The organism is Corynebacterium felinum (genome assembly GCF_030408755.1).
GTDB classification, from domain to species: Bacteria; Actinomycetota; Actinomycetes; order Mycobacteriales; family Mycobacteriaceae; genus Corynebacterium; species Corynebacterium felinum.
On record NZ_CP047209.1, the window covers coordinates 2,960,452 to 2,982,058 of the forward strand.

Annotated in this window: 13 protein-coding genes; 1 reads left to right on the forward strand and 12 read right to left on the reverse strand. The window is 56.3% G+C overall.

Going from position 1 to position 21,607, the window contains the following annotated elements:
• Positions 1-18 precede the first annotated feature (18 nt).
• From CFELI_RS12380 to CFELI_RS12415, 8 genes are all read right to left on the reverse strand, one after another.
• Positions 19-4,848, reverse strand: a complete 4,830-nt coding sequence (locus tag CFELI_RS12380) for a type I polyketide synthase (protein WP_277105185.1) — start codon at positions 4,846-4,848, stop codon at positions 19-21.
• Between the two features lie 764 nt (positions 4,849-5,612).
• The gene (locus tag CFELI_RS12385; RefSeq protein ID WP_277105172.1) at positions 5,613-7,454 is read right to left on the reverse strand and encodes a FadD32-like long-chain-fatty-acid--AMP ligase; all 1,842 of its coding nucleotides are present in this window, start codon (positions 7,452-7,454) and stop codon (positions 5,613-5,615) included.
• Positions 7,455-7,892: 438 nt separating this feature from the next.
• Complete coding sequence (locus CFELI_RS12390) at positions 7,893-8,159, reverse strand: hypothetical protein (protein WP_277105173.1); 267 nt, start codon at positions 8,157-8,159, stop codon at positions 7,893-7,895.
• 286 nt (positions 8,160-8,445) lie between these two features.
• Positions 8,446-9,357, reverse strand: coding sequence for a cutinase family protein (locus CFELI_RS12395; RefSeq protein ID WP_277105174.1), 912 nt, complete (start codon positions 9,355-9,357; stop codon positions 8,446-8,448).
• A 6-nt stretch (positions 9,358-9,363) separates the two neighbouring features.
• On the reverse strand, positions 9,364-9,858 hold the full coding sequence (locus CFELI_RS12400; RefSeq protein ID WP_277105175.1) for a DUF732 domain-containing protein: 495 nt from the start codon (positions 9,856-9,858) through the stop codon (positions 9,364-9,366).
• On the reverse strand, positions 9,858-11,783 hold the full coding sequence (locus tag CFELI_RS12405; protein ID WP_277105176.1) for an alpha/beta hydrolase-fold protein: 1,926 nt from the start codon (positions 11,781-11,783) through the stop codon (positions 9,858-9,860). Before CFELI_RS12405 ends, CFELI_RS12400 begins: the two co-directional genes overlap by 1 nt.
• Positions 11,784-12,498: 715 nt before the next feature.
• A complete protein-coding gene (locus CFELI_RS12410; RefSeq protein WP_277105177.1) occupies positions 12,499-13,515 on the reverse strand; it encodes an alpha/beta hydrolase in 1,017 nt (338 codons plus the stop codon).
• A gap of 454 nt (positions 13,516-13,969) precedes the next feature.
• Positions 13,970-15,820: an arabinofuranosyltransferase AftB family protein gene (locus CFELI_RS12415; RefSeq protein ID WP_277105178.1), complete on the reverse strand. Its 1,851-nt coding sequence runs from the start codon at positions 15,818-15,820 to the stop codon at positions 13,970-13,972.
• Between the two features lie 283 nt (positions 15,821-16,103).
• On the opposite strand from CFELI_RS12415, the gene CFELI_RS12420 reads away from it, so the two are divergent.
• On the forward strand, positions 16,104-16,571 hold the full coding sequence (locus CFELI_RS12420) for a hypothetical protein (RefSeq protein WP_277105179.1): 468 nt from the start codon (positions 16,104-16,106) through the stop codon (positions 16,569-16,571).
• Positions 16,572-16,628: 57 nt separating this feature from the next.
• Here CFELI_RS12420 and CFELI_RS12425 read toward each other — a convergent pair whose 3' ends face one another.
• The 4 genes from CFELI_RS12425 to CFELI_RS12440 form a co-directional block, all read right to left on the reverse strand.
• Positions 16,629-16,883, reverse strand: coding sequence for a helix-turn-helix transcriptional regulator (locus CFELI_RS12425; protein WP_277105180.1), 255 nt, complete (start codon positions 16,881-16,883; stop codon positions 16,629-16,631).
• A 529-nt stretch (positions 16,884-17,412) separates the two neighbouring features.
• On the reverse strand, positions 17,413-18,393 hold the full coding sequence (locus CFELI_RS12430) for a decaprenyl-phosphate phosphoribosyltransferase (RefSeq protein ID WP_277105181.1): 981 nt from the start codon (positions 18,391-18,393) through the stop codon (positions 17,413-17,415).
• Positions 18,377-18,853: a phosphatase PAP2 family protein gene (locus CFELI_RS12435; protein ID WP_277105186.1), complete on the reverse strand. Its 477-nt coding sequence runs from the start codon at positions 18,851-18,853 to the stop codon at positions 18,377-18,379. Before CFELI_RS12435 ends, CFELI_RS12430 begins: the two co-directional genes overlap by 17 nt.
• Before the next feature lie 61 nt (positions 18,854-18,914).
• Positions 18,915-20,858 (reverse strand): glycosyltransferase, encoded by a 1,944-nt coding sequence (locus CFELI_RS12440; protein ID WP_277105182.1) that lies wholly within the window; start codon positions 20,856-20,858, stop codon positions 18,915-18,917.
• Between the last annotated feature and the right edge of the window lie 749 nt (positions 20,859-21,607).

The window sequence follows — 21,607 nt, forward strand, 5'->3', positions numbered from 1 at the left end:
TTATTCCCTCATGACCTTTTAGTGTGTTGCCTGCAGCACGCTGATGCGCTGAGTGAGCGCTATGCCCACCTTGCCAATCTCCGGCTCATCAACCACCGCGAGGTGATCGCCGGAAAGCTGCACAATTTCCAAATCATTTACGATACTCGACCAACCCCCGTCGTAGGCAATCTCCGCATAGGCTGGCTCCAACTCGATAGCACCATCGTGCATCTTCTCGGCGCGGAATAGCATCACGGGCACCTCAACATCCGCCCAGCGGTGCATGTCGATCTTGTCCAAAATGCGGTTATCCACAAACGATGCGCGCTGATGCTCCAGCACACCGGCGGAAAGCCCATGCTCAGAGGCGTCGGTGTTGGTCAGGAAGTCTGCCATCATGGCAAGCAGCGCATCCTCGCCTGCGGTTTCCAGCAGCTCATAAGGAACTGGGAAGTCCAGGTCGTAGGTCTTCTTCGCGAAAGCGGAGTAGCGCTCCCAACGCTTCTTGGTTTCTTCCAGGGTGTCTGGCACAGGGTTGGCTGGCTGCACGGTGTCGAGCAGCGCAATCGTGGCAACTTCAACATCGGTGTTGCGCAGCTGGTAGGCAACTTCGTAGGCCAGCACACCGCCGAAGCTCCAGCCACCCAGCACAATGGGTAGGCCGTCGGAGTACTGCTTGATTTCATCGAGGTAGGCTGCGGCGCGGTCTTCGAGGCTTCCCTCCAGTCGCTCCACACCGTAAACCGGCACATCGGCGGGCAGTCGGCGCATCAGCGGCTGGTATACCACCGACGATCCGCCGGCTGGGTGGAACATGAATACAGCTGGTGCCCTCGATCCTTCGGGGCGGGCGCGCAGCACGCGAATGTTGCCCTCAACATCGGTTTCAAAAGCCTCGCGCACCATGTTGGCAAGAGCTTCTAAGCTCTCCGCCTGCTTCACGTCTTCCTCCGTGATGGTAGCGCCGGAGCGTTCGGTGAGTCGCTCTGCTATTGCCTGTGCTTGCTCATCGCTGATTACTGGAAGCGGCGAGGTCACACCGGCTGCTGCGGTGCCGATAATGCCGGCCCAGGTGCCAAAGACAAGACGTTCGGAGGCGTCACGTGGGGCAACGCCCACACCTTCGCCCTTCTGGGCAGTTGCTGCAGCATCGTGCGTATCGACGCTGGCATCTGCCACCTCATCATCGGCACTGGTGTCAGCGGCTGGGGTTGTGCTCGCGGTAGTTAAGCCCCCAAGGCGGTCAGCGACCTGCGCTTCCACCAGAGCAACTGCGTCAGCCACAGAGGCATCCCGTAGTGCTTGGACCTGCAGGTTCGGGATATCGAAGTCGTGCTCGATGCGGTTTTTAATGCGCATGCCCATCAGCGAGTCGAGTCCGAGGTCGATCAGTGGGAGTTCTTTGGGCAGGTCTTCGACGTCATAGCCCATGGCTTCGGACACGATGGTGCGCATGCGATCTTCGACCGTTTCGCCACTGTTCGGATCCCACTTGCCTGCTGGATCAGCACCGGTGTTTTCGGTGAAGCTCAAGGCTGGGACATCCTCGGCGGGGGCAAGGGCTGGGCCATCAAGCAGTGCTTCGCTGCTGGCACCGAGGGTGGTGGCGAAGCCTTCGGCGAGCAGGGTGGTTTCTGTGCCGTCGACAGAATAGACGCTGATCGAAATGCCGCCGAGGCTGTGCTGCGCCAGCACGCTTAATTCGCCGGTGACAGGCAGGGTGCCTTTTTCTTCCATGGCAACCACGCTGGCCTGCGGGTTCAGTTGCGCCACCACGGCTTCAACCAGCAATAGTGGTGCTGGGATATCTTCCGCACGGGCTTGGAATGCGACCTGCCCGCCCGGGAGGGTGACGTGTGCACCCAGCATGCCTTGGGAACGCCCTGAGCTCGGACGCGCGTTGGTCCAATAGCGTTGCTTCTTCCACGGAATTGTGGGGGCGTCGATGCGCTGGCCTGCGCCGTAGAGCAGGTCGAAGTTGATGGGGGCACCGGCAACATACAGCTTGGCTAGAAGTTCGGGGATCGAGTCGGTGGCTTCCACCTTGCGCTTGAGTGCGAACAGCAGTTGTGCATCTGGCTTGCCCACGCTGAAAGCGGTGTTCATCAGTGCAATCATGGACACGGGGTTCGGGGAGATTTCCACCAAGGTGGTGTGGCCGGCAGCGAAGGCTTGTTCGGTGGCGTCTTGGAACCACACGGATTGGCGGGTGCAGCGAGTCCAGTATTCAGAGTCGTGGATAATTGCGCCTGGCTGGTACACCATGCCGCGATCCACGGAGCTAAACAGTGGCAGCTTCAGTGGCAGCGGGGTCACCGCAGAGGTTTCAAAGGCGAGTTCACCGAGCAGTGGTTCTACCGCGCTGGTGTGGCCGGCACCCCTGACGTTAAGCAAGCGGGCAAATTTTTCTTCCGCCTCCAGCTTTTCCACGAGGGCAACCACTGCCTCGCGTGGTCCACCCACGGTGGTCATGCCTGGTGCGGCATACACGGCGGGTTCGATGCCAGCGAATTCAGGGTTTTCGGCGATGAATGTATCAAGTGCTTCCACGCTGAATTCCACCACGGCCATGGCGCCGAGTTGGTCTTCGGGGAGGGATTTTTCGCCCTCGCCCATGAGCCTGGAACGGTGGCAGGCAATGAGCATGGCGTCGTCGGCGCTAAGACCACCTGCGGCATAGGCTGCGGCGATCTCACCCATGGACATGCCCATTACTGCGGCAGGCTTCGCACCTAAGTGTGCAAGGTAGTCGGTGAGCGCGATTTGGATGGCGGTGATTGCGACCTGCGCTGTTTCGGTGTCGTAGGTTTGCTCATCGTCGTTGACGATATCGAGGATGGACCAGCCAGATTCGTATCCGACGATCTGATCCAGCTCAGCAAGGCGCTTCGCGAAGAATGGGGCGGCGGCGACTAGGTCTTTGGCCATCTTGCGGTGCTGGGAGCCGAAACCGGAATACACGAACACAGGCCCGTTTGTGGCAGGGCTGTCTGCGACCGCAACATTTTGGGTGACCTTGCCGTCGGCAATAAGGCGCAGGCGCTTGACAGCATCGTCGACGCTGCGGCTAAGCACCACGGCGCGGGAGCGGCCATGGTTGCGCTTGGCAAGAGAACGCGCCACTTTCTTTAAGTCATCGTCGCTGCGCCCGTCGAGGAAGTCAGCGAGAGCAGCGGCTGCTTGACGACGTCGTGACGGCAACAGTCCCGATACCGGCAGCGCGATAGCGGCGTCGACAAGCTCAGGGGCAGTAATTTCCTGTTCAACCTCATAGTCAGCAGGGTCGAAGGAGGACAACACCACGTGCGCATTCGTGCCACCAAAGCCGAAGCCGGACACACCAGCAAGCTTCTTGCCGGAATATTCCGGCCACTCGCGGGGGTCTTGCACAACCTCAATATGCTCAGCATCGAAATCAACGTAGCGGTTAGGGGCGCTAAAGTGCAGCGATGGGGGCAGCGTGTTGTTGATCATGCTCAACACCACCTTGATCACACCAGCAGCACCGGCAGCGGATTCGGTATGACCAAAGTTTGTCTTCGCCGAACCCAAAAGAGTAGGGGTCGCATTGCTGCGGCCAGCCCCAAGAACCTGCCCGATCGCGGTCGCTTCAATCGGGTCACCCAAGATCGTGCCGGTGCCGTGCGCTTCCACATAATCCACCTGTACTGGATCAACGCCAGCATCCGCATAGGCGCGGTAGAGCACATCAACCTGCGCCTCCGGGTTCGGCGCGGTCAGCCCATTGGAGTGACCGTCAGAGTTGGTGGCCGAACCCTTAATCACGGCCAGAATGGTGTCGCCGTCAGCGATCGCATCGCCGACCCGCTTCAACACCAGCACACCAGCACCGTCGGAGCGCACAAAACCGTCCGCATCATCGGAAAACGCATGAATCTTACCAGTCGGACTAAACACACCCAGCTCACCGAAGGCGGTAGAGACAAACGGCGCAGCCAAAATATTCACACCACCAGCCACAGCCACATCAGCTGCGCCCTCACGCAAATCCCGCACCGCATGGTGCAGCGACACAAGCGAGGAAGAGCAGGCAGTATCCACGTTGATGGAGGGGCCACGGAAATCGAAGGCATAAGACACACGGTTAGCAATGATCGAGCTGGCAGTACCCGTCAGCGCGTAGGGGTGAGCCTCAGCAGGATCAGAGGTGATCAGCATCCCGTAATCGTTATTCGACGAGCCCATGTACACACCCACGTTGCTGCCTTTAAGCGTGTTGGCGGGGATGTGGGCGTGTTCGAGTGCTTCCCACGTCAGCTCAAGAATGATGCGCTGCTGCGGATCAACATTGACTGCCTCTAGTGGGGAAAGGCCGAAGAACTCGGCGTCGAAAGAAGCGATATCATCCAGGTAGCCGCCAGTCAGGTTGAGGCTTTCCATGCGCTTAGCGGTGACTTCATCGCCTGCGTATTCCGACCAGCGCCCCAAGGGCAGCGGGCCGAGACCATCGCGGCCCTCGACGAGCATGGACCACATTTCGTCCACATTATTCGCACCAGGGTAGCGGGCTGCGACACCGACGATAGCAATATCGTGGGTTTCTGGGCTGGATGCCTGCAGTGGAGTGTGGCTGCGGCTAGATGCACGCTGCGCACCTGTGCGGTGGGCGGGTTCTCCTTCGATGATGCGGCGTGAAAGCCCCGCAATGGTGGGGTATTCGTAGGCGATGGTGGCATCGAGCTGAACGTTGAGGAGGTTTTCGAGCTCCCCGGACAAGATGACAACATCGCGGGAGGAGAGACCGAAGGATTGCATCGGTTTATCGTCGGTAATTTCTTCTTTCGGCAAACCGGTGGTTTTCATCACCCACTCCCGCAGCCAGCCGGCAAGCTGCTCGACGCTCATTGCCGCTTCGTTGGAGTGCTGCGAACCGTTGTGACTCGTCAAAATTCCTCAAACCTTCGTTTCTTCAGGCGCCCGCATTGTTCAAGGCACTCGTGTGTAAACACCACCCCAGTAAAAACTCACCACGCGCACAGTAAAAGCACTGATGGTTTGCACTGTATGGAGGGTTAAGCCCCTATCGTGTGCAGCGTGCACACAGCAGATGCTCATTGTTTATTGATGTAATTGTCCCATTTTATATCGTGCGCTTGGCTGTATTTGTTTCACTCTTCCCCCACCTCCTCTTTATTCGTCACTGCGCTCATCTTCGCCAGTGCGCATGAGAGGGTTTCCCTGTTGTGTGGCCACGCGCGGTGGGGCTGGCTGTTGGGGGTGGTGGGGCTTAAGGTGCAGCTTGTGATGCTTGGGAATTTCGGCGGGGATAGGGCAGGTAGCGTCTAGCCACACACCGGGAAAAGTACCTATCAATGCCAAGTTTATTGATTCAAAAATAATAGTTAGAGTTTCAGCGCGTAGGCGAAAAATTGACCTGCGGTTTTAGCGGTAGCACTCGCTCTATCTCTAACTGATATTTTGCTAAGAGTAGACTCTGCCCTCATTGGGCCACAGCACCCCCAGCTGCACACCCCCGCATAGCCCTTTAGCTATGAAATCAGGCAGGAAACTAAGGCTGCAACAAAATGCCACAAGCACCATCCCCGCCCCCTTTTCACATGCAGCGTTGCATATAAGGTGAGGGATAGTGCTTGGTGGTTGTGGTGCGTTTAGCCGAGGTACTTCTTCTTATTCACGCGGCGAGCAATCTTGCCGGAAGAGGAACGGGCAATCTCGTCTGGGGCAACGATGCGGATATCGCTTGGTACCACACCGTGGGCGTCGGTCACTGCGGCGCGAATAGCTTCGATCGCAGCTGCGTCGCCGTCTTCGGTCTTGTCCAGGTCGCGCTCTGCCAAAATGATGAGCTTTTCGACGTCGTCACCTTCGATCGCAAAGGCCGCCACCGCTGCGGGGCGCACGTGCTCAGTTGCAGTATCCACGGTGAACTCGATGTCCTGTGGGTAGTGGTTACGACCGGCGATAATGATCAGGTCCTTCAAACGGCCAGTAATGTACACTTCGTTGTCCACGATCACCGCAAGGTCACCGGTTGCCATCCAGCGATCATCCTCAGGGGCACCTTCGGCGCGGGAGTTCTCCGGCAGACGGGTCACAAGGGTGTTGCGGAAGGTTTCCATGGTTTCTTCAGGGCGATCAAGGTAGCCTGCGGCCATGTTGTCGCCGTGGCACCACAGTTCGCCAACGGTGCCATCGGCCAGCTCCGACTTGGTTTCAGGGTCCACAATCACCAGCTGCTGTGGGCGAACCACTTGGCCACAGGATGCAAAGGCCACGGATGCGTCGCTCTTGTCCACCACAACCGCCACGCCTTCGGCCAGCTTTTCACGGTCGAAGTGGGTAATAATTGGGCGGTTCGGGGTCTGCGGGGTGGTCACCAGCAAGGAGGCCTCAGCCAAGCCGTAGGATGGGCGAATGACTGATTCAACCAAGCCGTACGGGGTGAATGCTTCCTTGAATGCTTCCACTGCCTTTTCGGTGACCGGCTCGGATCCGACAATCAGGCCGTCGACAGCAGATAGGTCGAGGGTTTCACCCTCAGCTGGCTTGGCGTAACGTACCGCCAATTCCAGTGCGAAGTTCGGAACAACGGTGTACACGTTGGTGTCGTTTTCGCGACGGTTGAGCTGCTTGATCCAGCGCGAAGGCTGCTGAATGAAGTCGCGTGGAGCCATCAGCTCCATATCCAGGCCCAAGATGGTGACGAAGGTAGCCAGAATAATGCCCATGTCGTGGTGCAGTGGCAGCCAGGATACAAGACGCAGTGGGGTCTTCAGGCGAGCTGCGGTGAAGATCTGCAGCACGTTGGTCAAAATGGAGCGGTTGGTCAGCATCACACCAGCTGGAACGCGGGTGGAGCCGGAGGTGTACTGCAAGAATGCTGGGAGATCGATCGGGGCCTTTTGGCTCATAGCCAGCATCTGGCGTGCCTGATCGGTGGTCATAGGATTGACGAAGCTCTCCGCCAAAGAATCTGGCAGGGAATCAACGGCGAGTACGCGTGGACGCTCAGCGCCAGGCAGATCAGCGAAGAATGCGCGCACTGCCGCCGCCGAGGAGGTGTTGGTCAGTACTGCCTTCGGATGGGAGTCGCCGATCACAGCTTTGAGATGATCTGCATGCCCAGGCTCGTTTGGATCATAGAGCGGGATTGGCACCATGCCTGCATACATGGCACCAAGCATGGCGAAGATGTACTCAGGGGAGTTGTTGGCCAAAATAACAACGCGGTCGCCGATGGTGCCGGTTTGCTGAAGGCGTGCGGCTACAGCTTTGATGCGGGTATTAATCTGATCGCGGCTGTAATCTTTGGCTTCACCTTCACGGGACTGGGAGAAGTCCCAGAAGCGCAGACAATTGCGGCCAGTGGTGCCCGCCTGCTTCTCGGTTTGGTAGAAGACTTCGCACATACCAGCCAAGGTAATTTCGGGGCGGAGGACGATTTCGCCCTTTTCGTTAAAGAACTGGCCAATGACTGCATGCAGATCCATAATTCTCCTAGCGTTTAAGTGTGTGAGCATTCTGCCCCCTACCTAGACAAAACTCTGGGGGGCATTACGCGGTAGTGACCATGATGAGCATGAAAAATCACTCGCAACTTCATCGTGTGTTCAAAGTTCTGAGTGCCCACGCTCTTGTGGTTACTACATCGTAAGTTCACTTCAGTGTATTACTTCATAAGCAAAATTAAAGAGTTTTTCACACTATCCCCCACCCCATAAGTGAACTTGCGTTCATTACCAGCACAAAACCCCACACCACCCCCAAGGTAAGCACGTGTGCTACTTTTTAATTGAAGGTTCACTCACCCTTATCGCCTCACTATTCCGGCAAGCCCACACTCACAGCCCCGCACCCGCCAGCCACACACGCAGGCTTATCGCACCGCGCGCGCATGAGCTGGGAGCTGCCTTCTGAGCATGAAAATGCTAGGACTCACTCTTTTGCAAAGCCGCAATAGCTTGAGCAATCGATGTTCCGGGATGCTGCTTGCGATACTGCTTAATTTCATGGGCAGGAGGAATCGGCTGGGAGGAATCAATGAGATCGCTCTGATCCTTCTTCAAGGAGAAAACAAAACCCCAGATTCCGAACCCAATCAGTGCGATGCCATAGCCATAATGCCCGTTATAGATCGATACAATCCCCGAGATACAAAGCGCTGCTGAGGCCAGTTTTACAAGGATATTCGGCACGAAAATCCCTCCTAGTTGCGTAAAGATACTGCGACAATGCTGTATACCCACTGTGCATTGTGGCGAAACTGATGAAACCGAAAAAATCAATTCCTCAAAAAGACACATGGTGTAGATAAAACCCACACGTGGATAACTCACACGCCACAGTACTGAAAACCCCCACAGGCCCTAAACAATGTTCACCCCCACCCCCCTCAACGCAGGTATGCACTGGTGAAAGCATCCACACACCACAACACCCCTTGGCCCCACGCATGAACTGGTGGGAACAAGGGGTGTTGCTCTAACCGTTGATGAGCCCCTGAGCCCACTCCACAACCCACTGGTTTGCGGTGGTCCCAGGAATCACATTCGGATTAGTGGCATACATAGCGTGCACGCCATTGGACTCCACCAATCCACGCGCACGACCAAGGGCATTGCCCACATTAAAGGGAGCATCACAAATGGAATCATCAGGGGCGCAAATATCAAACACTCGATCCTGCAAAGAGCCGAAACCTCCGACACGAGGCCCGCGCATCGTTGCACCAGGAACAATCGGCTGCACCACCAAATTCAGCGGTGCCAAAGATACTTCCGCACCCACACCTGCAACACCGTTGCCCACAGCCTGGCCCACACCAGGCTCACGGCGACCGTCAGCGATCAAGGCGACACCCCTGATACGCTCCGCAGGAATAACACCACCATCAGCACCAATCTTGTTAGCAATATCGCCAGCAATCACAGCGCCCTGAGAAAACCCAGCCAGAATAAAATCAGTCTGCGGGCATTCTTGATGCATAGAAATCAACTCGTGCTCAAGGGTAGAAATACCCTCCTCGCGCGACTCGTCATAGCTCATCTGATCCTGGGCATTAATGTTCTTAAACTGTGCCGTATACGGCAAAGTCCACACCTTCACCTCATTAGCAGGATAACGCTCCTGCAATGGGCGAGTAATGCTCAACATAAACGACATCGGATTCGCCGTCGGATTAAACGGATCATCACCCTTGGCAGACTCCCACGTGCCCGGTGCGGCAATAAACTCCACACGCGGGCAATGATCAGGCTGCACAGGAGTTGACGGTCCATCGGTTGGTGGCGCATCAGGGCCAGCCACATCAGACGTACTCATCCAATGCACCACACCACTAGCAATCACCACCACAACAATGGCAGCAACAACAGCCGTCAAAAATTTCTTCATGCGTTCCTAGCAATACGATTTACGGGCGGCTTGCTCCAACACCGCAGTAGCCTGCTCCGGGGACAAGGATGTGCGCTGCTGCTCAATGAGCTGACCAGCTACCGCATGGATAGCTGCAGGGAACTGCTCCCCACACACCACCTGGGCGGCACCAATCATCTGGTTCTCCACACCCTCAACCTTGATCCCAGCATACTTCAACTCATCCAGATACGCCTTATCGGCGTCGGAAAGCTGCAGCTCAGGTGTAGGAACTTCGGTCACTTCCCGCGCACCCTCGTCTGTTGGCAACGGGCGATTCGGCGCAGCAGCAGAACCACTACGCCCCTCCTCCTTCGTTGCCACAGCACTCGACGAAGCAGCAGAAACAGAAGGCGAAGCCGAACGAGTCAACGGTGCAATCGTCTGCGACGAGGACTCGTCACTGACCTCAGAACTCCCGCAGGACACCAGCACGCACGCAGCCGAAGCTACAGCAACGACAGCTCCGAAGCGCTTCACTAGTTTTTCTCCTCACGGATAGCGCCGTTGATCTGGCTGATCGTGCCACGCTGGAACTTCACAACCTCGCCACCAGCAGGGATCTTGGAATGATCAGCAACAGGGAAACCAAATTCACCCTGCTCCCAACGCTTCGCACCCCACGCATCAAAAATGTCACCATAGTAGATCACATGCGCACCAGTCTGCGGCGACCAGTAAATATTGCCCTTGTCGAAACGCTGAAACGCACCACCATTAATCAGCATCTCATCGGAGGTTGGGAAGCCCAACTGCGACTTCGCGGTGCCCAACTCGGCGTACTTCGCCGCAATCGCACCACGCACCCAGTGATTCGCACCATTCGGAGTACGCGCCACGAAACCGCGCTCAAAGGACTGAACAAAGCCCTCACCGATCTTGGTAGCCTCAGCAGTCGGATAGCCCAAATCGCCATTCTCCCACTTCAGCTCGCCCCACTTCGCCACAATGTCACGCGGAACAGCAACCGCACCCAACTTATGAGTCCAGTAAATATTGCCGTTCTCAAACGCCACATAGCGACCACCATTGACCAGGGTGCGCTCAGAACTAGTGGGGAAGCCCAACCATGAACCAGGACCACCCATCTCGGTGTACAGCGCATTAATCTTGCCGTACAGGGCAAACGCACCCGTCTTTGGCGACCAGTACGCGCGACCGGAAGTGAAATCTTCAGCCTTACCGCCTGGCACATCGTACTCATTATTCACACAAGTACCGATCACACCAGCAGCAGTCACCTCAGCGATAGCACCAATCGGGGTGCAGTCGGCACCACGATCAGAAGCCGACAAGCCCAAAGCAGAAGCCATGTGTGGCCACGCCTGACCCAGCTCAAACTGCCAATAAGGCCAGTCATGCACACCGGAAGGACGGAACACAGCCACAACCTCAACACCGGCACGCTTAGCGTAATCAACAAACGTCTGGGTGGTCATGCGGGAAAGAACTTCCAAACCAACACCAGCGGAATTCGCAGGGTTCTTCGCAACCGAACCGGGCTGTCCGAAATCATCACGGCCGGAGCCTGCAGAAACGTAGACCTTCTTGCCACGCAGAGCATCAATGCCAAGCTTAGGATCGTGATCAATCCATGCCTGAGAACCATCCTCACCCCACATAGCGGTGGTATCAAAACCGCCAGCATCCTGCTGGGCGGCACGAATCGCCATCGGCATACCCGTGCTGGTGGTATCTAAGTAGCCGGAGAAAGAACCCACAAACTTGAACATATCTGGGTGACGCTCACCCAAGTTGATCGCGGCAGTACCACCCATGGACAAACCAAAGACCGCACGCTCACCATTCGAACGGTAGCCATTAGACAAAATCGGAACCAGTTCCTTGGTCAGGAACGACTCCCACATGTAGTGCTTACCATTGCTTGGTTGCAACCAGTCCGCATAGAAGGACGACTGGCCACCAATAGGCATAATCACATTCACGTTCTTATCGGCAAAAACCTGCTCGATATTCGTCTCAGCGGTCCAACCGGACTCCACATCGGTGGCACGCATGCCATCAAGCGCCCACACCTCAGGGAAACTACGGCTAGGCGCGGAATGCCAGTCGCGGGCAAGCAACATTTGCACGCGGATCGGATCACCAGGCATGACCTTCGACTGGATCTGCAGCTCAATGCGGCGCTCAGTAATCCAACGAACCCGCTGAACGGATACGCCCTCTGGCAGGCCTTGGATCTTTGGTGCCTCATCGACACGAATTGGAGTGCGCTCAGTTCCTTGAGGCTCCAAATAATCAGTCAGCCCCTGTACAAAAGAAGAACCGGAGGATTGAGCAAATGCCGTCGCTGGCGATGCGAGTGCCAAGCCCACGCTGAGGGCTACTGGAATCGCAAGCATCCAGTGGGAACGACGCTGGAAACGAGATGCGGTGTCGCGCATAAAATAATTCCTTCTCGTGTTGAAGCGAAAACTTTCAGTAATAAAACAAAGGCACCGAAAATGAAGCAAAGTGCACATAGGCATACTCCGCTCAGGACCAAAATCATCCCACATGCATTTCACCTTGTGTTCCGAAGGTTCCCCTCCTCCGGCTCCAACAGTTTAAGTAGTACTTCACTACACTTAAACCACTGCCTGGTGAAAAAGTGTTGACTTTTTCAGTGCCATTCTTTCATGAACACCCACAAGGGTAGTCACTTTCTTATAAAAGAGATATCCCTCATGCAGTTCACCCTCACCCCCGCCACTACTGTGTAGCAGCTGTACTTTCTTCCACCGACGTTGTTTCGCCTCAGCATGTGGGTGCCGGTGCGACGCAAAGCATAGGGACAAAAGCACGATGGCTACCCCGTGGAGTAACCAGAAAGAGGGGTCAAGGCAGCGTGTCACGCAAGATCAACCTCAAGTTTAAGTTTAACTTTAGATTTTCTCTACAGACACACCGATAGTCATGATCATAAAAGACTCCCAACAGTACCATCTCACACAGCCGAGCTGGCGTTACTCGCACCAAGAAGCGAAGCCCAGACGGCACCCATGAGAAAAGAGCCTCAGCCCCTAGCACCCCTTTGATGAAAATTACCCCCACTGTGCCACAAAGGGAAGCTTGTCCACTGCATTCATGCAGTACTGAAGCTTCCCTTCACGCACGTTTTTACCAAGCGTTCATGCGGTCGAGGACACGACCCTTGGTCTTGTCCAGCTGGTAACGCCACTGCGCCCAGTTGTGAATGCCCACCAGTGGGTAATCAACCGTCACTGGCACACCTTCGACGCGTGCCTTCGTTTCCCACACGGTGGTGGTGTACAAAGCGATGGACTCAAGGATCGAACCGTTGATGCGGTCGGTGAAGCGCACGTGCTGGTTATCAAAGTCAGACCAGAAACCAGATGCTGCCGAAACGTAAACATCCGTGTTGCGCAGGCCCGACATATTCCACAGTGGATCGTTTTGGAAACGCTGTGGGTGGAAGAAGGTTCCATACATGGCGTTAATGTTGAAACCACCCAGGTCAAGCATGGCAATGCGCAGCATGGAGTGCATGCCAGGCAGGGTCATTGCTGGGTAACCGGACCAGCTCAGTGCTTGGCGGAACTGGCCTGGGTGACGGGAGGCAAGGTTTAGTGCAGCGGTACCGCCCATTGACAGTCCTGCAATGGAGTTATTGTTGCGGGCAACACCGAAGTTACGCTCGAGGTAAACAGGCAGTTCTTGGGTGAGGAAGGTTTCCCATTTAAAGTGTGGGCCGGTGCCGTTGTAATGCACTGGTGCCAACCAGTCCATATAGAAGGAGCCTGCGCCACCAACGGGCATCACGAGCGTGATGTTGTGGTTAGCGTAGACAGCCGGGGCGTTGGCATCCACAGTCCAGGCGTTGGCATGCTCGGTGGCGCGTGCACCGTCGAGCAGGTAGAAGCCAGCGTTGCCGCCACGTTGTGCAGGCTGGATTTGGACGGTGATATTGCGTCCGTTTGCTGGGGAGAAGACGTCGCAGCGCTGCACCCAGTACTTCACGGCATCCCATTCGCATCGGCCGGTTGCGTCTGGGCGAAGCCAGTCGCGGTTGCCGGCGTGAGCAACGCCTTGGCCTGCAAACATAAGTGCACACGCGGTCAGTACCGCAGTGACAGTCGCCGTCACTTTCTTGAGAGCTCGGGACAAAACTTTCATACCTCTCCTAGTTCAAAAGCGGTGTGAGCTTTCGTGCTTATCATGAGCATCGCCAATAGGTGGGCGATTTTCACTGGTGCCTGATCACACACTCCCTGTGTGCTGTCGTTGTGGGCACTACTGGGCTTTGTCTATGCTTTGGCTCCCCCTTTTGTGCGTGAGGGCATAAGCATACACAAAGACCGACAGTGCGCTTTGAAGCACGTTGCTGCTACAATCCGCCCTAGCACAGCGGTGGAATCACGGTTGTGATTGCCACGGTGTGTACTTGAAGCGGTGTGTTTTGATCTGTTCGGGCGAACATATCGTGACGCCCTTTCTGCTGTGCTGTACGCGATTGAGCGTGGGTGCGCAGTAGTAAGGGCGTGTAGACTTCCGAAACACTGGGAGTGTGCGATGAGGTCTACGGACATCTCATTGTATAACAGGTTTATAACGTACTTGGAATCTTTTGTTACTTCCTATCCCCCGCAGTGTTGATTTCTTGGGGCCAGTAAATCTGCGGTTTTTCTACTGAAACTGCAGCATCTGCATATTTTTCGGGGTCTTCGTGGAACTGCAATGTCCTGCCAGAAGTTAAGCTAAATTTAATGTTGGACATAAAACGATCCCAGCTCATGGGGGAGCGGTAGGACTCGAAAAGTACCCTAAATTCATCTGTGTATAACGCTTTCCGGGCGGCTTGTGCGTCTTTTTTATTCACCCAGTCGGGCATGTCGTCAATTGCGACTCCGGAATCAGCCATTTGCCAGAACAGTGGCAGGTTTTTGTCGTGCCCCACGCGGGCATCAGGCATGCGGGGCTGTCGTGCGGCAATGGGGTTGGCTAGTCCCATGTTGTCGAGCACGCGCACATCAAGTGGCGCGTTCATGCTGGTCATGCCGAGGTTGATCATGGTCAGACTTAACGGCATCTGTGCGAGGTCTGCATTCGGCCCGGTTGTTTGGGTGGTGCGGGGCACGGGCATCCAGCTGAGCACGATGGGGTCTGGGTTTTTTAGGTAGCTGACGAGGTGGGCGTCGTTACGCTGCTGTGCGATGGCGAGCTGTTCGGGGTAGTCGCGCAGGCTGCGGGCGGTGTGGAAGTCTTCGGCGAAGTAGGTGGGCGCGTCACGGTAGGTGGCTAGTTGCCAGAATGTGCGCTCGTCGACGATGCCGAGTTCTTCGCCTTCTTCGGGGAGTTGGTAGGGGTGTCCGCCGATAATTGCGGTGGCGGACCAGATCAGGCCGGCGCCGAAGATGCCTGCGCCGAGCAGTGCGGCGCTGCGGTTGCGGGCGATGCCGATCACACTGACCGGCAGAAGGAGGGTAAAGAGGGGCAGCAGCAGCATGCGTCCGTGCATGAAGTCGCCGCCGACGCGCACAACATAGAGGGTGTGCAATGTTGCGCAGGCGAGGATTACCCCAATCGCTAGTGGTGTTCGCTTGTCGACGCCGCCAGCTGTCTGCTTGCTTAGTGCGACCATCAGTGCCCCGGCGAAGGCGGCAATGAGCAGTGCGACGATAAGCCAGTAGGGATCGTTGAAGTCGCGGATGTAGTTCCAGCCGCTTGCCCATTGTGCGCCGGTGGCGGATTTGGCTACCGCAGTGTGGGGTACGAGCAGGCCGTAGTAGCCCATGCGGAAGATTTGGTAAGCCAAGGGTGCGGGGATGGCAACGAGGAGGATTTTCCACCACTTGGCTCGGTGCATAATCAGAAGCATGAGCCCGACGAGCCCGCCGTAGAGGGCAAGTTCAGGGCGGACGAGCCAGCTGATTCCGCACCAGAATGCAAGGGTGTAGAGAGTAACAGTAGGTACTATTCCTTGGGTTTTGTTCGCCAGGGTGGACCAGGTGGCGAGCAGGAACCACAGGACTGCGATCCATAGGAGGCTCAGTCCCCATTCCAGACCGGAGGTGGCGAAGTCACGGGCGGGTGGGAGGGCGAGGTAGATGATTCCGCCGAAGGGCAAAAGCCATAGGGGGCGACCGCGATAGAGGGTTGCTGTGCCGATGGTGGCGATAAAGACTGCGAGCGTGGTGAATATCAGCGCTGCCCACATGGCGATGGTTTCTAGGCGGTGACCATCGATGCGCGCCCCGAGATAAATGATGTATTGCCACAGCATGGAGGTGTTGGCTTCGACGCGCTCCCCTGCATTGAAGACGGGGCCGTTTCCGGCGAGCAGGTTGCGCACGGTGCGCAGGACGATAAGCCCGTCGTCACTCATCCATTTGCGTTGCCATCCGCCATAAAAGGCGAAGATGGCAACCGCAATAGCGGAGAGGAATCCTGAGAGAAAAGTGATTCGGCGGGCTTGATTCATAGGGGAAATGGTAGCAAAGTGCCCTGTATTTAGCGTGTCTGTCACCAGCTGCGCTTTTGTACATACCTGTACTTTGGTCGTACGGGATAAGTGCTGCAACGCCAAATTTTAAGTAGGTAGCATAAACTCTACCCCCTCTTGGTCCCCCCTTCCCCTGCGCCTTCAGAGGGGTTAGGGTTAGGCATATCCGCAGCGTTTGTGCGCACCTTCCACTTCGCACCGTAGCGTGCCAGAAGAACACCCATTCATTTTCCGCATTACCACGAAAGGATCTGTGATGTTCATGTCTTCATGGAACGGTTCTTCCCTGTCTCGGGGTTCTTCCTCATCAGCTGGATTGATTTGGAAGTTTTTTGCTGGCCTTATCGCTCTTCTCACCCCACTTCTTGGTATCACCACCGATTCGCTTGTTCTCGCTCAGCTCAGCAGCAAAGTGGGCGTTATGCTTCCAACGGAGAGGAAACCGGCAGATGTGCAGCCGCGCAATGATCTGAGCAATGAAAAAGAAATTGCGTGGGCAGGCTATCAAGAGGTTGATAATGGGAATAAGATTCGCGTGTTCTTCCCGTCCGGCACTCAGGATTGCTACGGTTACCGCGCACAGGTGGCTGAAACGGACGATTCGGTGACAATTAAAGTGTATGAAGGCGCCATCCCCAGCGCATCTGACCACTGCATTTTGGTCGGTTCAATATCATCGCTTGTCGTTTCCCTTAACGCGCCTCTAGGCGACCGAAAACTGGGCAAGTAAAACTTTTGCATCTTCTGCGTAGACCCCTCCCAAGTGTGGTCTACGCAGTGGTTTCTGCTATTTTTGGCGTTTCCGCACTGTTGAGGTGGGGTGGTTTTTCACTGGTGATCCGCTACGGTTAGCGTGCCAGTGTTTTACTTCTTCGGCATCCCATAATGGTGAACCTTTGCCAAGCATTGCAACAGCTTTGGGGGTTCGGCCCTCCGAGCAGTAGGAGGTCCAGGTGCGCGAAACGATTCCGCAGTGAGCGGCACAGTCATCGACTCGCCATAAAACGCGTTGGGTATCCGCGTCGATAATCATTGGTTTCATGAACCCCACTAACTCCTTTGCGATCCATATCCTTAAGAAAATCTCACCATAGTGGCAACGCTAGACATCATGGACAACTCAAAAGATTAACCTGCTTAATCACCTGATTTTCCAGCGCCCTAGCCATAACTAGGATAGTGGCAAAGGTTGTCTGTCACGCAGTTTTTCGCTTATTTTTTTTGCAAGGTTTCTCAGCCCCCGCTCAGTCCCTATTTTTACCACCCCCACTCCCCCACACCTTGCCCCACACACGGGCACGGATATCAGAAACCATCGCAAACACCCAGTGGGCGCCATGCATATAAATGCGTGCGCATTGATTCAAAATAATAGTTCGAGTTTCATCACACCCGCCAAAAATCGACCTGCGACTTCAGTAGAAGCACTTGTTCTATCTCTCACTGATAGTTTCCTCACGATGACAGCTCTCTGCAATACCAAAGGCATCAGCATGGTGTGCTCACGAAAATACCGCCCCATACCTTTTGTTCAAGGCACAGGGCGGCAGCGTGCATTCACCGCGGAGTTTTTATAGCGCTGGCACCACGTACACAGCAACAACCACACAGGCAACCCACGCGAGTGCAAGCACTTGCAAAGTACGGTCAGTTAAGGCGAGCTCATCGGGAGCACCGCCTTCGCCGCGGTCCACGTCGGCGGCGTAACGCAAGATCGCAACGGTAAAAGGCACCATCGAAATCTGGTACCACACGCCAGCGGCACCGGCGGCCACGCGGGCCATTTCAAAGCCCCACAGTGCGTAGCTCATCACCACAGCGGTTGCAGCAAGGGTCCATACGAAACGCAGGTAGGTAGGCGTGTAGCCTTCCAGGGACTTGCGGATCTTCGCACCGGAGGATTGTGCCAGCAGGATTTCGGCATAGCGCTTGCCGGAGGCCATGAACAGTGAGCCGAAGGCTGCTACCAGCAGGAACCACTGGGAAAGCCCGATGCCAGCCGCCACGCCACCGGCCATAGCGCGCAGCATGAATCCGGAGGAGACTAGGGCGATATCGATCACGGGCTGGTGCTTCCAGCCGAAGCAGTATCCAAGCTGCAAGGCAATGTAGACAGCCATCACGATGGCAAGCCCATGGCCGGAGGAAGCAAAGAAGTAGCTAATACCAATGGAGGCAACGATTAAGACCACGGCCATGATATAGGCAAGGCTGACCGGCAAAACGCCGGCTGCGATCGGCCTAAATCGTTTGGTGGGGTGGGCGCGGTCGGCCTCAACGTCTTTGGCGTCGTTGATGAGGTAGATCGAGGAGGCTGCGAGGCAGAATACTGCGAACGCGATGGCGATGTCGATCAGGGTGCGGGCGTCGAAAAGCTCATCCGCACCAGCCGCGAGTGGTGCGGCGAGCACGAGCACGTTTTTTACCCACTGCTTGGGGCGTAGTGCTTTGATCATGCCGTCAGCAAGGTTTTTCGGTGGGCGTTTTTTCGCACCCACGTCAATGCCTTGGGTATGTGGTTCGGAACCCAAGATGCTAGTTTGATCGCTCACCTGTTTTAGCCTTCCTAATCCGCGCAACAGCTTCGGCCGTTGCAGCACCCACAACCGCGCCCGCGAGCACGTCGGTCGGATAATGAACACCAAGTACCATACGGGAAATCATCATGACGGGCACACCGAGAAGTGGGAGTGGGTTTTTGGTGATTTTCGCCAGCGTCCACAGTGCCGCCGTGGTGCTTGTTGCATGCGAGCTGGGGAAACTCAGATCTGAAGGAGTCCCCACACCCACGACGATGCGCTCATCGTGGGGTCGTTTGCGGCGCACAATGCGTTTGATCACAACGGAAGCGGCGTGGCTGAAGAATGCCGCCAAAAACAACCGCACCCAGTCGGCGCGGCGTCGCTTATCCACTAAAACGCCCACAAGCCCTAGTCCCATCCAGCCCAGTGCGTGCTCACCGAAGTGGCTTAGCGCGCGTGCGGTGGGGATCACGCCCGGATAACCGGCCATGTTTTGAACGGCGACGAGGATGTCTGCTTCACAGTTGTGCACGCAGCAGTTGTTTCCAGACTTATTCACTATCAAACACCTTGCTCCATGCTTCACGGCTGACAAGGTCGGGGTGGGCGGCGCGGTACTGTGTGCGCAACTGGTCGAAGTTGGCTTTCAGTTCCTTGTGCAGGTCGCGGGTCTGCTTGAACAGATCTTTGGCCTTGTCGAGGTCGCGCTTGCGGTAGACCACTCCCCGACCGTCAGCGGTGGCCACGGTTGCGCCGTCGACACGCGAGAGGCTGAACCAGCGAGCTTCGATCGGTGCGAAGTTGGCTTGCGGCACATCGTGGTGTGCGGGGTTGGCGGGGCGAAGCGAATGCTTGAGTCCCTTGGCCAGCCAGACAGCTTTCTTCACTGGTGCTAGACGTCCGCCAATGTCCTTGATTGGCACACCTGGGGTGCCGGTGGGGCGTGGCAGTTCCGCCGCCGACGGCAGGATGACCGCATCGGGGTATTCCTTGCGGATTGCGGCAATGCGGGGCAGGGAGGTTTCGAGAATGTCGAAGAGCTGATCAGGGCCTTTCATAAAGTCCTTGATCGCTTCGATCTGAATAGCCACGGTGGAGTATTCGAGGCACAGCAGGTGCTTCACGGTTGCTTTGAGCATGCTGCGGATGATGCCGTCGATCTCACCGTCGTGCTGCATGGCGGCGACGATGAGACGGTTGCGCAGGTGGAAGTATGCCTGCCAGTCGATGGCGTCATCTTTATCCGACCATGCCATGTGCCAGATGGCGATGCCTGGCCAGGTGGCGGTGGGGTATCCGTGCTGGCCGGCACGTAGTCCGTATTCGGCGTCGTCCCACTTGATGAACAGCGGGAGGGGTTGTCCGATTTCTTCGGCGACCACGCGGGGGATCATGCACATCCACCAGCCGTTGTAGTCGACGTCGATACGCCTGTGCAGGTCGCGGGAGTTGGGGGCGTCCGGCTTGTCGCCGAACTTGCCCCGATCAGACAAGGGGTGCGCGGCGAAGTCGTGGTCGTAGTGCACGTGCGGTGCAGCGGTCCACATGAAGTCGCCGCGGTTGACCACTTCACCCATGGAGTGCAGGTGGCTGCGTTCTTGCAGGTTGAGCATTTGCCCGCCGACTAGGATGGGGCTTTTCGCGTAGCGTGCTATTGCGAGCGCGCGCAGAACGGAGTCGGGTTCGATCGCGATGTCGTCGTCCATGTAGAGGATGTAGGGCGATTTCGCCGCGCCCGCTGCACCGTCGCCGAGTGCTTCGTACATGATGCGGGAATAGCCGCCTGATCCGCCGAGGTTGCCTTGGCGGAATTCGTGGAAGCGCTTGCCGAAGTGGGCGACAGCGTCCTCGTAGCCGGGTTCGTCGGCGGGGTGTTTGGTGCCTTGGTCGGGCATGATCACGGCGTCGATGACGGCGTCGACAGCGGGGTCGGAGGCGAGTGCTTCGAGTGCGGCGACGGCATCAGCGGGGCGGTTGAAGGTAGGGATACCCACGGTGACGCGTGCGGGGAAGGGTCCGACTTCGGTGCCGTCGGGCATGATTTGGGGTTTCGGCGCGTGCGGTGCGTACCAGCCTGCTTCAGTGACAGTGACGTCGGTTTCGGTGGTGATTTCCCACCACATCCAGCCGCCTACTTCGAAGGGGGCGAGGCTGAGTTCGAACTCGGCGACACCGTCGGTGACAACTTTTCCTTCGATACCGATGCGGGCACCGTCAAGTTTAGAGCGGTAGACGTCAATGCGGGCAGTGCCGTGCACTTCGACGCGCAGGATTACGGAGTCGAGCTGCGACCAGCGTCGCCAGTAGCTGGCGGGGAAGGCATTGAAATAGGTGAGGAAGCTCAGTTCGCTACCTGCGGGGATGCTGATCGAGGTGCGGTCGGTCCAGGTTGCGCGTTCTTTATTAAGCTCGCTTTCGATGAGGTAAAGCATGCGAACGTCGTGCGGTTCGCCCAGATGCGGCAGCAAGAAGCGCTGGAGCTGGTTGTCTTTCATACTTTGTACGTCGACCTTTCCATACATATAAAGTCTTTGGGTTTAAGGGTACTCAACAACGTGCGGGATGAGTATCTCGACCACGCTGGTGTTGGTGTTTCTTCTGCTTATCGACGCCCCCACCACGCCTTCTAGCCCGCGTGCGGCCTCCCCACACTTTGTTGTTACGCCACCTTCCCCCCTGTGTGCTCAACACGCGGCGTGGGTGATTTCTTTCTCCCTCGTGTGCCGATATCTGTTCCTGTTTATTCGGGAGGGCAGGTGCACAGTAGGGAAAGGAGGATTGTGAGTTCAAGCTGTTTTTCACAATATTCTTCACCTTCACGCGCATGAGATATAAGCTGCGCATCGTGTGTGTTTGTTCTTTCCCCTCCTTGCTTGCGTTCATCCCCTCGGCCGCATACGCGTCTAGCTTGAGGAATTTTTATGCACGGTATCAGCCAGAATGGCACAAGGCACGCACGACTACAAAAGCTCAACCATGGTTTAAGAGTGGGGGTAGTTTGGGGGTGGTCGAGAAAGAGAGTTGGTCAATTAATTAGAAAAGTATCAACAATGGCTCAACAGGATAAACATATTATCAAAAGTGCTATATTTACACCTCTTTCCCCAGTTTTAAGCACACATAGCCACTCCAAATATCCCTCAATACAAACGGTAACCACCCCCATCAATCTGTATTGATATCAAAAATTTGATCGCACAAAAATAGAAAAAAGATGAAAAGATTCTTCAATCTCACTCAGTAC